At 71.1% G+C, this 13,062-nt stretch carries 12 protein-coding genes; 7 read left to right on the forward strand and 5 right to left on the reverse strand.

What is annotated here, in order from left to right; translation table 11 throughout:
- Window positions 1–5 precede the first annotated feature (5 nt).
- Genes OHS81_RS23800 through OHS81_RS23810 form a run of 3 tightly spaced genes read right to left on the reverse strand, consistent with a single transcriptional unit; the run spans window position 6 to window position 4,605 of the window.
- Window positions 6–947, reverse strand: a complete 942-nt coding sequence (locus OHS81_RS23800; protein ID WP_328386690.1) for a hydroxymethylglutaryl-CoA lyase — start codon at window positions 945–947, stop codon at window positions 6–8.
- Window positions 944–2,956 carry an acetyl-CoA carboxylase biotin carboxylase subunit gene (locus OHS81_RS23805; protein WP_328386691.1) on the reverse strand — a complete coding sequence of 671 codons (2,013 nt, stop codon included), beginning with the start codon at window positions 2,954–2,956 and terminating at the stop codon, window positions 944–946. The genes OHS81_RS23800 and OHS81_RS23805 overlap by 4 nt, the downstream gene beginning before the upstream one ends.
- A gap of 17 nt (window positions 2,957–2,973) precedes the next feature.
- Window positions 2,974–4,605 (reverse strand): carboxyl transferase domain-containing protein, encoded by a 1,632-nt coding sequence (locus OHS81_RS23810; protein ID WP_328386692.1) that lies wholly within the window; start codon window positions 4,603–4,605, stop codon window positions 2,974–2,976.
- A 135-nt stretch (window positions 4,606–4,740) separates the two neighbouring features.
- On the opposite strand from OHS81_RS23810, the gene OHS81_RS23815 reads away from it, so the two are divergent.
- The 3 genes from OHS81_RS23815 to OHS81_RS23825 all read left to right on the forward strand — a co-directional run bounded on the left by OHS81_RS23815 (window position 4,741) and on the right by OHS81_RS23825 (window position 7,707).
- On the forward strand, window positions 4,741–5,397 hold the full coding sequence (locus OHS81_RS23815) for an SACE_7040 family transcriptional regulator (protein WP_328386693.1): 657 nt from the start codon (window positions 4,741–4,743) through the stop codon (window positions 5,395–5,397).
- Between the two features lie 205 nt (window positions 5,398–5,602).
- Window positions 5,603–6,760 (forward strand): acyl-CoA dehydrogenase family protein, encoded by a 1,158-nt coding sequence (locus OHS81_RS23820; RefSeq protein ID WP_328386694.1) that lies wholly within the window; start codon window positions 5,603–5,605, stop codon window positions 6,758–6,760.
- 20 nt (window positions 6,761–6,780) lie between these two features.
- Window positions 6,781–7,707, forward strand: a complete 927-nt coding sequence (locus tag OHS81_RS23825) for an acyl-CoA thioesterase (RefSeq protein ID WP_328386695.1) — start codon at window positions 6,781–6,783, stop codon at window positions 7,705–7,707.
- Window positions 7,708–7,828: 121 nt separating this feature from the next.
- On the opposite strand, the gene OHS81_RS23830 is transcribed toward OHS81_RS23825, so the two are convergent.
- Complete coding sequence (locus OHS81_RS23830) at window positions 7,829–8,377, reverse strand: flavoprotein (RefSeq protein ID WP_328386696.1); 549 nt, start codon at window positions 8,375–8,377, stop codon at window positions 7,829–7,831.
- A gap of 120 nt (window positions 8,378–8,497) precedes the next feature.
- On the opposite strand from OHS81_RS23830, the gene OHS81_RS23835 reads away from it, so the two are divergent.
- The 4 genes from OHS81_RS23835 (at window position 8,498) to OHS81_RS23850 (ending at window position 11,951) form a co-directional block, all read left to right on the forward strand.
- A complete protein-coding gene (locus OHS81_RS23835) occupies window positions 8,498–9,682 on the forward strand; it encodes a helix-turn-helix domain-containing protein (RefSeq protein ID WP_328386697.1) in 1,185 nt (394 codons plus the stop codon).
- 585 nt (window positions 9,683–10,267) lie between these two features.
- A complete protein-coding gene (locus OHS81_RS23840; RefSeq protein WP_328386698.1) occupies window positions 10,268–10,432 on the forward strand; it encodes a hypothetical protein in 165 nt (54 codons plus the stop codon).
- A 200-nt stretch (window positions 10,433–10,632) separates the two neighbouring features.
- Entirely contained in the window at window positions 10,633–10,782 is a 150-nt protein-coding gene (locus OHS81_RS23845; RefSeq protein WP_328386699.1) for a hypothetical protein, read from the forward strand.
- Window positions 10,779–11,951: a methyltransferase domain-containing protein gene (locus OHS81_RS23850; RefSeq protein WP_328386700.1), complete on the forward strand. Its 1,173-nt coding sequence runs from the start codon at window positions 10,779–10,781 to the stop codon at window positions 11,949–11,951. The genes OHS81_RS23845 and OHS81_RS23850 overlap by 4 nt, the downstream gene beginning before the upstream one ends.
- 85 nt (window positions 11,952–12,036) lie before the next feature.
- On the opposite strand, the gene OHS81_RS23855 is transcribed toward OHS81_RS23850, so the two are convergent.
- Entirely contained in the window at window positions 12,037–12,834 is a 798-nt protein-coding gene (locus tag OHS81_RS23855; protein WP_328386701.1) for a phosphatase, read from the reverse strand.
- Window positions 12,835–13,062: the final 228 nt, after the last annotated feature.

Genomic DNA, 13,062 nt, shown 5'->3' on the forward strand with positions numbered 1-13,062 from the left:
GAGGGTCACTCCTTGTGGGAGAGGGCGCGAAGGGTGCGGGAGGGGCTCGGCCGTCCCAGGACGTCCGCCATCCACACGCTGGTGGCGGCCAGTCGGTCCAGGTCGACCCCGGTCTCGATGCCGAGGCCGTGCAGCATCCACACCAGGTCTTCGGTGGCGAGGTTGCCGGTGGCGCTCTTGGCGTAGGGGCAGCCGCCGAGGCCGCCCGCCGAGGCGTCGACGGTGGTGACGCCGTGCTGCAGCGCGGCGAAGGTGTTGGCGAGGGCCTGCCCGTAGGTGTCGTGGAAGTGCACGCCGATACGGGAGGTGGCCACGCCGGCCTCGTTGAGGGAGGCCAGCAGGGTCTGCACATGACCCGGGGTGGCCACGCCGATGGTGTCGCCCAGGCTCAGCTCGTCGCAGCCCAGGTCGAGCAGCGCCCGGCAGACCCGGACGGTCTGCGCGACGGGCACCGGGCCCTCCCAGGGGTCGCCGAAGCACATCGAGAGGTAGCCGCGGACCTGCACCTTGGCGTCCTTGGCACGAGCGACGACCGGTGCGAACATCGCCAGCGCCTCGTCGACCGTGCGGTTGAGGTTGGCCTTGGCGAAGGACTCGGTGGCGCTGCCGAACACCGCGATCCGGCGGGCGCCCAGGGCCAGCGCACGGTCCAGACCGCGTTCGTTGGGCACCAGTACGGGCAGCCGGTGCGGATCGATGCCGTCCAGCTGCGGGAACAGCTGCTCGGCGTCGGCGAGCTGGGGCACCCACTTGGGGTGGACGAAGCTGGTGGCCTCGACGGTGGGCAGGCCCGCGTCGGCGAGCCGGCGGATGAACTCCGCCTTGATCTCCGTGGGCACCACGGTCCGCTCGTTCTGCAGGCCGTCGCGCGCGCCGACCTCATGGATCCGTACGCGGGTGGGCAGCCCCTCCGCGGTGACCTCCATCGGCAGTCCGGGTGCGGTCATCGGGTGCTCCCCTGCTCGTCCCCGGGCGCCGCCGCGGGTGCGTCGGCCCGGCCGGGGTCCTCGTACGGGGTGATCACGGCCAGGATCTGGTCCATGGCGACGGTGCTGCCCGCGGTGACGTCCAGTTCGGTGACGGTGCCGGCGTGCGGCGCGGAGATGACGTGCTCCATCTTCATCGCCTCGACCACCAGCAGGCCCTGGCCCGCGGCCACCTCATCGCCGACGGCCACCTTGACGACGGTGACGGTGCCCGGCATCGGGGCGGCCAGGGTGTCCGCGCCGTGGGCCCCGGCGGCGCCGCGCAGCGCCGCGGCCACCGGGTCGTACGAGGTCACCTGCCAGGAGTCGCCGTCCCGGCCGAGCCAGTCGCCGCTGCGGTGGAAGGTGTGCAGCACCCCGTCGACGGTGACCCGGACGCGGTCCGGTGTGACCTGCCCGGACGGGCCGCCGGGCCGTACGTCGTGGGCGACCGGGTCGTGGCCGGGGACGCGCAGCCAGTGGCGGACCGGGGCGGGCTCACCGCCGAGGCGGAAGCCGTTGGGGGCGGCGAACGGGTCGCGCCAGCCGCCCCCGTCCACCGCAGGCTCCAGGGCGGCCTGCCGCACCGCCGCGGCCGCCGCGTACACCTCGTCCGGCACCGCGCCGTCGACCAGCCCGGCCGCCTCGCGCTCCACCAGCCCGGTGTCCAGCTCGCCGGAGACCACGTCCGGATGGGCCAGCAGCCGCCGCAGGAAACCGGCGTTGGTGGTGACCCCGAGGGTGACGGTCTCCGCCAGCGCGGCCCGCAGCCGGCGCAGCGCACTCGCCCGGTCCGGGCCGTGGGCGATGACCTTGGACAGCATCGGGTCGTAGCGGCTGCCGACCTCCACGCCCTGGGACAGGCCGGAGTCCGTGCGCAGCCCGTCGCCCTGCACCTCGTGCAGCGCCAGCACCGTGCCGCCGGTCGGCAGGAAGTCGCGGGCCGGGTCCTCGGCGCAGATCCGGGCCTCGATGGCGTGCCCGGTGAGGGTGATGTCCTCCTGGGCGTGGCGCAGGTGCTCGCCGGCCGCGACCCGCAGCTGCCACTCGACCAGGTCGAGGCCGGTGACCAGCTCGGTGACCGGGTGCTCGACCTGGAGGCGGGTGTTCATCTCCATGAAGTAGTAGGAGGCCGGGTCCTTGCCCGGGACGATGAACTCGACGGTGCCGGCGCCGCGGTAGCCGCAGGAGCGGGCCGCCTGGACGGCCGCCTCGCCCATCGCGGCGCGGGTCGCCTCGTCCAGCAGGACCGAGGGGGCCTCCTCGACGACCTTCTGGTGGCGGCGCTGGAGGGAGCACTCGCGCTCGCCGAGGTGGATGACGTTGCCGTGGCCGTCCGCCAGCACCTGGATCTCGATGTGCCGGGGCCGGTCGATCCAGCGCTCGACGAGAAGGGTGTCGTCGCCGAAGGAGGAGCGGGCCTCGCGGCGCGCGGACGCGATCTCGTCGGCCAGCAGCGCCTCCTCGCGGACCAGCCGCATGCCCTTGCCGCCGCCGCCCGCGGACGGCTTGAGCAGCACCGGCATGCCGATCTCCCGGGCCGCCGCGGCCAGTTGGCCGTCGTCCAGCCCGCTGCCCGAGGAGCCGGGCACGACCGGGACGCCGGCCTCCCGCACCGTCTCCTTGGCCCGGATCTTGTCGCCCATCAGCTCGATGGCGTCGGCGGACGGGCCGATGAAGACCAGCCCGGCGTCCGCGCAGGCGCGGGCGAAGGCGGCGTTCTCGGCGAGGAAGCCGTAGCCCGGGTGGACGGCCTGCGCGCCCGTCCGGGCGGCCGCGTCCAGCAGCCGTTCCACGGACAGATAGCTCTCGGCGGCCGGGGCCGGGCCGATGCGTACGGCGGTGTCGGCCTCGCGGACATGGCGGGCGTCGGCGTCCGCGTCGCTGAAGACCGCGACCGAGCGGATGCCGAGGGCGCGCAGCGTACGGATGACACGGACCGCGATCTCGCCGCGGTTGGCGATCAGCACGGTGTCGAAATTGGTGGCCATTGCTGGGGACATCCCTCTCACATCCGGAAGACGCCGTAGCCGGGCGCGGTGCGGTCCTTCTCGGGCAGTGGGGCGTTGGCGCAGGCGGTCAGCGCCAGCCCCAGCACCTGCCGGGTCTCCAGCGGGTCGATCACGCCGTCGTCCCACAGCCGCGCGGTCGCGTAAAAGGCGTTGCCCTGGGTCTCGTACTGCTCGCGGACCGGCGCCTTGAAGGCGGCCTCCTCCTCGGCGCTCCACTGTTCGCCGTGCGCCTCCAGCTGGTCGCGCTTGACGGTGGCGAGGACGGAGGCGGCCTGCTCGCCGCCCATCACCGAGATCTTGGCGTTCGGCCACATCCACAGGAAGCGCGGGGAGTAGGCCCGGCCGCACATGGAGTAGTTGCCCGCCCCGTAGGAGCCGCCGATGACGACCGTCAGCTTCGGCACGCGGGTGCAGGCCACCGCCGTCACCATCTTCGCGCCGTGCTTGGCGATGCCGCCGGCCTCGTACGAACGCCCCACCATGAAGCCGGAGATGTTCTGCAGGAACAGCAGCGGGATGCCGCGCTGGTCGCACAGCTCGATGAAGTGGGCGCCCTTCTGGGCGGATTCGGAGAACAGGATGCCGTTGTTGGCGACGATGCCGACCGGGTGGCCGTGGAGATGGGCGAAGCCGGTGACCAGCGTCGTGCCGTACTCCGCCTTGAACTCGGCGAAGCGCGAGCCGTCCACCAGCCGGGCGATCACCTCCCGGACGTCATAGGGCGTACGGGAGTCCGCGGGCACCGCGCCGTACAGCCCGGCCGGATCGGCCTTGGGCTCCTCGACCGTCCGCACGGACCACGGGAGCGGTGCGCGCTCGCCGAGGGTGCCGACGATGCTGCGCACCAGGCGCAGCGCATGGGCGTCGTCCTCGGCGAGATGGTCGGTGACCCCGGAGGTCTTGGCGTGCACCTCGCCGCCGCCCAGCTCCTCGGCGGTGACCACCTCGCCGGTGGCGGCCTTCACCAGCGGCGGACCGCCCAGGAAGATCGTGCCCTGGTTGCGGACGATCACGGCCTCGTCGCTCATCGCGGGGACGTAGGCGCCGCCCGCCGTGCAGGACCCCAGGACCGCGGCGATCTGCGGAATCCCCGCACCCGACATCCGCGCCTGGTTGTAGAAGATCCGCCCGAAGTGCTCCCGGTCGGGGAAGACCTCGTCCTGCATCGGCAGGAAGGCACCGCCGGAGTCCACGAGGTAGAGACAGGGCAGACGGTTCTCCAGGGCGATCTCCTGCGCCCGCAGATGCTTCTTGACCGTCATCGGGTAGTACGTGCCGCCCTTGACCGTGGCGTCATTGGCGACGATCACCGTCTCGCGGCCGGAGACCCGGCCGATGCCGGCGATCACACCCGCGGCCGGCGCGGCCCCGCCGTACATCCCCTCCGCGGCCAGCGGTGCCAGCTCCAGGAACGGCGAGCCGGGGTCCAGCAGGGCGTCCACCCGGTCGCGGGGCAGCAGCTTGCCGCGCGCGGTGTGCCGCGCCCTGGCCTTCTCGCCGCCGCCCAGCCGGGCCGACGCGAGCTTTTCGCGCAGCTCGGCGGCCAGCTCGCGGTGCGCGGCCTCGTTGGCACGCCAGGAGTCGGACGCCGGATCGGCGGTACTCCCCAGCACCGGTGCCTGCTCCATCAGTATGAGCCCCCTTGCTCGGTCGACGCTCCCGGTGCCGCGGTCCGCGGCTGCCGGGCCATCCGGGTTAATGGGCGTTAACCACATCTCTCTTCAGGTTAACGACCACTAACCCGGCTGTCTACAATCGACGGCATGAGTAATGCGCAGTCCTCCGCCCCGACCAGCCGCCGCGAGCAGATCCTCAAGGAGGCGGCCCGGCTCTTCGCGGAGCGCGGCTTCCACGGCGTCGGCGTGGACGAGATAGGGGCGGCCGTGGGCATCTCGGGACCCGGCCTCTACCGGCACTTCGCCGGCAAGGACGCGATGCTCGCCGAGCTGCTGGTCGGCATCAGCGAGCGGCTGCTGGAGGGCGGCCGGATGCGGGTGGCCGAGGGCGGCGAGAGCCCGGAAGCGGTGCTGGACGCGCTGATCGAGGGCCATATCGACTTCGCGCTGGACGACCGGCCGCTGATCACCCTGCACGACCGTGAGCTGGACCGGCTGCGGGAGGCCGACCGCAAGCGGGTCCGCCGGCTCCAGCGGGAGTACGTGGAGCTGTGGGTGGAGGTCGTCCGCCGGGTTCACGCCCTCCCCTCCGAGTCCCGGGCCCGCGCCGCGGTGCACGCCGTCTTCGGCCTGCTCAACTCCACCCCGCACCTCGGCCGGCCGGGCGCCCTCCCGGGCCGTACGGAGATGGCGGAGCTGCTGCACCGGCTGGCGCTGGGGGCGTTCGGTGCGGCGGCCGGGGAGCCGGAGGGCGGGGAGCCGGCGCCGGGGGAGTCGGTCGCGGTGGGTGTGCCGGGGGCGTAGTGCGTACGGGGCGGGGGTGTGGCGCGTGCAGCGCCGGGGCGTGGCGCGTACGGGGGCGGGGTCGTGGCGTGTACGGGGCCGGAGTGTGGCGTCGCCCACCGGTTCCGTTCACCCCTGGACAGCCTTAGTGACTGGCCGGTAGCTTTCGCTGCAGAGAAGCTGAGCAAGCGCTTAGCCAGACGCGGCGGTCTAAGGAGGCCATGGCATGCGCCGTACGGTGTTCAACGAGGATCACGAGGCGTTCCGGGAGACCCTGCGGGCCTTCATCGAGGCCGAGGTCGTGCCGGTGTACGACGAGTGGTTCGCCGCGGGCCAGGCGCCGCGCGACTTCTACTACAAGCTCGCCGAGCTGGGCATATTCGGCATCCGCGTGGACGAGGAGTTCGGCGGCGCGGGCATCGACTCGTACAAGTTCGAGGCCGTGATGTACGAGGAGACCGCCCGCGCGGGTGTCTCCTTCGGCGGCTCCGGCGTGCATGTGCTGCTCGGCCTGCCGTACCTCAAGATGCTCGCCACCGACGAGCAGAAGAAGCGCTTCCTGCCGAAGTTCGTCTCCGGTGAGGAGATGTGGGCCCTCGCGATGACCGAGCCGGGCACCGGCTCCGACCTCGCGGGCATGAAGACCACCGCGAAGCTCTCCGAGGACGGCACGCACTACGTGCTCAACGGCGCCAAGACCTTCATCACCGGCGGCGTGCACGCCGACCGCGTGATCGTCTGCGCCCGTACCGCCGCGCCCAAGGAGGACGACCGCCGCTTCGGCATCTCGCTCTTCGCCGTCGACACCAAGAGCGAGGGCTACTCCGTCGGCCGCAAGCTGGACAAGCTCGGCCTGAAGGTCTCCGACACCGCGGAGCTCGCCTTCGTCGACGTCAAGGTCCCGGTCGAGGACCTGCTCGGCGAGGAGAACAAGGGCTTCTCCTACCTGGGCCTGAACCTCGCCTCCGAGCGCTGGGGCATCGCCTTCGGCGCGTACGCACAGGCCGCGGCGGCCGTCCGGTTCGCCAAGGAGTACGTGCAGGAGCGCACGATCTTCGGCAAGACCGTCGCCTCCTTCCAGAACACCAAGTTCGAGCTGGCCGCCTGCCAGGCCGAGGTGGACGCCGCGCAGGCCGTCGCCGACCGCACCCTGGAGGCCCTGGACGCGGGCGAGCTGTCCCCGGCCGAGGCCGCGAGCGCCAAGCTGTTCTGCACCGAGGTCGCACACCGCGTGATCGACAAGTGCCTCCAGCTGCACGGCGGGTACGGCTACATGAACGAGTACCCGATCGCCCGCCTCTACGCCGACAACCGCGTCAACCGGATCTACGGCGGCACCAGCGAGGTCATGAAGACCATCATCGCCAAGTCCATGGGCCTCTAGGCCGTCAGGGCACCGTGCACGTGAACGACGCACTGAGGTCCCTGCTCGATCTGCTCGCCCTGGAGCGGATCGAGCAGGACATCTTCCGCGGCGAGAGCCGCGCCTCGGTCGTGCCCCGGGTCTTCGGCGGCCAGGTCGCCGCCCAGGCCCTGGTCGCGGCCGGCCGCACGGTCCCCGAGGACCGGCCGCCGCACTCCCTGCACGCGTACTTCCTGCGCCCCGGCGACCCCGGCGCGCCCATCGTCTACACCGTCGACCGGATCCGCGACGGCCGGTCCTTCACCACCCGGCGGGTCGTCGCCGTCCAGTACGGCCAGCCGATCTTCCACCTCTCGGCCTCCTTCCAGGTCCACGAGGAGGGTCTGGAACACCAGGAGCCGATGCCGCCGGCACCGGACCCGCTGACCCTGCCGAGCCCGGCCGAGATCCTGCCGCAGCACGCCGGACGGTTCCTCGCCCCGGCCGTCGCCGACCGCCTGCTGGAGGCCCGGGCAGCGATCGACCTGCGCTACGTCGACGAGCCGCCCTACGCCACCGTCGGCGAGGTGCGCGAGCCCCGCTCCCAGGTCTGGTTCCGCACCAACGGCGACCTGGACAAGGCCCTCGCCGACGGCGCCGACTGCAGCGACACCGTCACCCGCCCCCTGCTGGACATCTGCCTGGTCACCTACGTCTCCGACATGACCCTGCTGGACTCGGTCCTGCTCGCGCACGGCCGCGGCGGCTGGGCGGTCGGCGACGTGGTCGGCGCCAGCCTGGACCACGCGATGTGGTTCCACCGCCCGCTCCGCGCCGACGACTGGCTCCTCTACGACCAGGAGTCCCCGACGGCCCAGGGCGGCCGCGGCCTGGGCAAGGGCCGGATCTTCACGGCGGACGGGCAGCTGGCGGTGTCGGTGATCCAGGAGGGGGTTATCCGGGTGCCGCGGGGGTCGGCGGAGGGGTGATGCTCCGGGGGCATGTCCTCGGGGCCGCCACCCGGGGACGCGGCACGTTCATGGGGCGCAGGGCAGCGGGAGACTGACGACCCCACAGTCGTCGCGACCTGTTCCCTTGAGCGTTGAGACGTTACGGGGTGATGCGGACGACTCGTGTCGCTTCAGTCAGCGCCAGTTGCCACGGATAACCTTCTGGTCGCCCTTTGCCCGGCTCGTTGGGTTCGAAGCCGCCGGGCCCGTACAACACCGACACACCCGCGCCGCGCAGTGTCGCCACTGACCGGTCGAACTGGGGATGGTGCACATATGCGGTGTTCACGCAGGGCATCGCCACCGTGGGAATGCCCTTGCCGATGCCCTCGGCAACCACCCCGACCACGAAGTGGTGCGTCAATCCAAGCGCCCAGGCGTTGAGGGAATTGAAGGTGACCGGTGCGAACACGATGACGTTGGCCGGTGGCCACACATCAGGGTCGGCCGGTTGTTTGTACTCGGACCGGACCGGGTGCCCCGTCAGCTCTTCCAGTAGCGGTATCTCCCCGCCGAGCCACCGGGCCGCTGTGGGTGTCAAACCGATGCACACATCGAATCCAGCTGTGCGGGCGCTGCGTGCCACTTCGGCAAACTGCTGGACGGGCGGGGCTGCGGAACCGAACAGGTAAAGCACGGGACGATTCATCACGCCATCCCACCACAGCCTTCTGCCATGAAGCCGGTGGATCGGGAGCGGAGAGCGCTCACCTGTCCGCCCGCGCCGGTACCGTTCCACATGGCTGCGAGGACAGGACGGGAGAGCGGTATGCCTTCGCTGTACGACGACCACACGGGCGCACGCATCGCGCACACACGCAAGGTCCGACGCCTGACCCAACGCGAGCTGGCCGACCTTGCACACGTCTCGTACAGCACGTTGACCAAAGTAGAGCAGGGAGTCCTGCCCGCAAGCCCTTCGGTGCTCGGGGCGTTGGCCCGTTCCCTCTCGGTGCCGGTGACGGAACTGACGGGCCAGCCCTACCTTGAAGAACTCCGCCAGGACCAGCTGGACGGCCTGATCAACCCCATTCGCGAGGCGCTCAACATCTACGACCTCGGCCCCGACCCGGAGGTATCCCCGCGCACGGTGGAGGAGTTGGCGGCACATGACGATCGGCTGTGCGCCATGGTGCGAGCGACGAACATCAAACAGGTTGCTGCCGAGCTTCCCGGATTGATCCACGAGGCCACCACGACGACGCACCTGAATCCCACGGACAGCAACTGGCGGCTGCTGGCGAGCACGTACCGCACCGCGTATGACGTGACAGCGAAACTGGGTTTCGTCGACCTGGGCATGGTGGCACTTGACCGGATGGGCTGGGCGGCCGAGCGTGCCTCGGATGCGGTGCTCAGCGGAGTGCGTCAGTACATGCGGGGTGTGTCCTATCTGCGGGCGGGCGACTATCGCACCGGGAAGCGGTTGGTCCGGCTCGGCATGACGGAGTTGGAGCAGGCTGTTCCCGGGCGGGTGCTTGACGCGGTAACGGGACAGCTGCACCTGGGAGCCGCCGTTCTGGCGGGTCGCGACAAGGACGGGGACACTGCAGAGGGGCACCTCGGTGAAGCTCAGCGGATCGCGGAGCGGACCGGTCCTGCGGAGGAGGTCCACTGGCTGTCGTTCGGGCCTGCCAACGTCGGTGTGCACCGGGTCAGCGTGCTCGCAGAGCTGGACCTCTACCCCGAGGCCGTGCGGTCCGCACAAGAGGTCACGATTCCGGACGGGTGGCCGCCGTCCCGGCTGGCACACCACCATGCCGAGGTAGCGCGGGCTCTGATGTGGGCGGGACGCACGGATGCGGCATTCAAGAGCCTGCTGAAGGCCCGCAAGGTCGCCCCGCAACAGACGCGATACCACCCCACCGTGCGGGAGACGTACGCCGGTCTGGACTCGGCCAGGCGCAGGATGCCCGACACCTTCAGCAACTATGGCTCATGGCTCCGTATGTGACGTTCTGAGAGCCCTTGGCCGGAGCTATCAGCGATGACTGATAGTTCCGGCCTTCCGCGGTCGGCAGGCTGAGAGGGTCAGAAGACCCCCGCGACCGTGTTGGGACGGCCCGGGGGCATGGCCAACCTGAGGAAAGCAGGTCGACATGCCAAACGGTATCGCCAGGATCTTCGAGTTGCTGCTGCGGCTGTTAGTGCCGGCGCCGGGGCGTCATCGGTCGGAAGGCGCGTACCCGCACCGATCCACGCCGCAGCGTAGGGACCGGCCGCCCGTACGGTCGCGTCTGGTGCGAGTGCCGATGGTGCGGGGTGAGGACACCGTCATGGTGCGCCCGTACCTGGTGGCGTACGAACGACGGCATGCGAACCGGTATCAACTCCACGTACAACATGGACTGTTGTCAGAAGCTCCGGCTCCGGGTACCGGTCCTCGTCCTGCGGGCAGGGCGGAGGCGGCGGCCCGATGAACGAGTCACGGACCACGCGCCTGCTGCCGTGGACGAGTCCTGACGGGAAGACATGCGTGCTCCTGAGTGACGGCAGGGGTGAGAGCGGCTTCTCCCGTGTCGCGGACCGTATGGAGGACATGCAGCTACAGATGGCGGACGCGCTGCTCGATCACGCAGCCGACATGCTCGGGGACGACAAGGCGACGAATCCGCAACTCCGTTTTCTTGGGTCACAGTTGAGTGCGGCCCTACGCGACGTGCATCGCGTCGCGGAGAGCAGAGGTGCACGGCTGAGCCGCTGAGGAGCGGCAACCGACTGCTTCTCGTCGGCGGCACGACGCTCGCCACAGACGGAGGCTGACAGCCCAAACTCCCGCCTCTGGACTGGGTGGACCCGGCCGGGGCGGGGCGCAGCCCCGGACACAAGCTCTGGAGAGCCTGAGCGGTCCAGGTGGGTAGCAAGTACAGGAACCACCAACTGGATGAAGGAGAGGAGCACGGGATGCGCATGCAGATCATCACCGCTGCCGATGGCGGGCAGCAAGGCGGCGGAGACGGCGGGGACGGGCACCCTGGCCAGCCCTGGACGCCTCCTCCACCGCCTCCCCCCGACGGTGACATGCCGCCCGGCGACGGGACGCACCGCAAGTGAGCCTCAACTCTCGGCAGGGGCGCCGCGCCAGTGACGAGCTGGCGCGGTCCCTCCTCGAAACGGGGGCCCTGACCCCGGATTGGGCGGAGACGTTCAGAGCCGTTCCACGAGCGCTGTTCCTGCCGGATCTCGTCTGGGCGCACGACATGGCGACCGGCCGAAGTGTGTCCGTCTCCCGGAGCAACGACCCTGCAGGGTGGGAGCGCGCCGCGTACGCGAACGTCCCGCTCGTCACCCAGTGGGACGATGGACGGCACACGGGCAGCGAGCCCGGGTCCGTGCCGACCAGTTCGGCGAGCATGCCGTCAGTTGTGGCTGCGATGCTGCGCGACCTGGACGTGAGCGAGGGTATGCGGGTGCTCGAAGTCGGCACCGGCACGGGGTGGAACGCCGGACTCCTCGCTCACCGGCTGGGCAGCGGGAACGTGGTCAGCGTCGAGATCGACGAGGCGGTCGCCGATCAAGCCCGGGGAGCGCTGCTGCGCGCCGGGCTCCACCCCGAGACAGTCCACGGGGACGGTGGGGGCGGGTGGCCGGACGGGGCGCCCTATGACCGGGTGATCGTCACGGCAGGGGTACGAGCCGTTCCGCCGCGCTGGTTGGAGCAGTCACGGCCGGGCGGGGTCATCCTTGCCCCCTGGGGCACCCACTACAGCGACCAGGACGCACTTGTCCGGTTGACCGTGCGGGAGGACGGCTCCGCGTCAGGCCCGTTCCTGCGCATGGTCGAGTTCATGAAGCTGCGGGATCAGCGCTTGGACTGGAACCGGTTCAGTGAGCACGTTCCGGAATTCCCGGGCGACGCCGACGTCTCCGGTACGGCGGTCACTTTGACGGACCTGGGGGACCGCTACGAGCCCGCACGGTTCGTCATGGGGCTGTGTGTGCCCGACTGCGCCCATGTCATCAACAGGTCGGACGAGGGGACCGCGAAGGCGTGGTTCTTCGATCTGACGAGCCGGTCTTGGGCCGCCGTCGTGTTCCGCAGTGGCGAACCGGACGCCATGGTCTACCAGTCGGGCCCGCGTCGCCTGTGGGACGAAGTGGAGGCGGCCCACCGTTGGTGGGTCGGCCGGGGGCAGCCGGACCACACCCGGTTCGGTCTCACCATCACCGCGGAGGGGCAGTGGGCGTGGCTGGACGACCCGGCCGACTCCTGGGCCGTGTGACGAACGGAACCGGCCCCGTCCGTGTACGGCGGTCCTCCGGGGCGGGTGGCACGTCCACCTGTGCCGCCCGCCGGCCGGGAGGCTTTCAGCCCAGCCCCGCCGCATCCAGCAGATAAGCCGTCAGCGGGTCGTAGTGGCGGGGGCTCAGGACGTGGTCGTCCAGGGGGATTGTCACCTGGACGGTGCCCTCGGACTCGGCGAGGAACAGGGCCGGGTCGTTGGAGTCCGCGAAGCCCACCGCGTCGATGCCGCGCTGGCCGGCGCAGCCCGCCCAGCCGTGGTCGGCCATCACCAGGTCCGGCAGCGGCCGTCCGTCGCGCTCCAGGCCGTCGAGGATCGCGGCCATCGGCTCGGGGGAGTGGGTGTGCCACAGCGTCGCGCCGCGCTCCAGCATCGCCACGTCGCCGAACTGGAAGACCATGCCGTCATCCGCCCGCAGCCCGTCCGGGATGACGACGATCTCGCAGCCCGCCGCGCGCAGCGCCTCGGCCGTCGCGCGGTGCACATCGAGCAGCCCGCCCGGGTGGCCGGTCGCGAACAGCACCCGCTGCCCGCCGGCCGCCGCCTTGCGCAGCACCGCGGCCGCCCGGTCCAGCGCGTCCACGGTCAGCTCGGGGTCGATGGTGTCCTGCCCCTGCCGGTGGTGCGGGTCGTCGACCACGCCGCAGCGCTCCGCCATCACGGCCAGCACATCCTGCTCGTCCGTCCAGCGGTCGCCGAACTCCAGGCCGAACCAGTAGTGGCGCTCGCCGTTGGCGAGTCTGCGGTAGTGGGAGAGGTTGTTCTCGCGGGGAGTGGCGACGTCACCGGCGATCCGGGTCCGTACGAGATGGTCGACGAGTTCGGCGCGGGCGGGGGCGGCGGCTGCGGAGGCTATCGGCATAGCGCCCATTGTGCCCGTACCCCTGTTCAGGGGCGGCGGAGTTCCGCAGCCCGGACACCGGAGGGCGGATGCCGGAGCGGTGGCACCGGGGTGCGGACAGTGGTGCGGATCCCGGGGAACGCCCTGGCCACCGCCCGCCCCGAGGGCTCCCTGGCCAAAACGTCCAACGCCCCCGGCCCTGTCTCCGCAAATGTCCATGGGCCTTGCGCCCGGTCCTCCCTACTCTCG

The sequence above is a fragment of the Streptomyces sp. NBC_00400 genome, assembly GCF_036048035.1.
Taxonomy (GTDB): domain Bacteria; phylum Actinomycetota; class Actinomycetes; order Streptomycetales; family Streptomycetaceae; genus Streptomyces.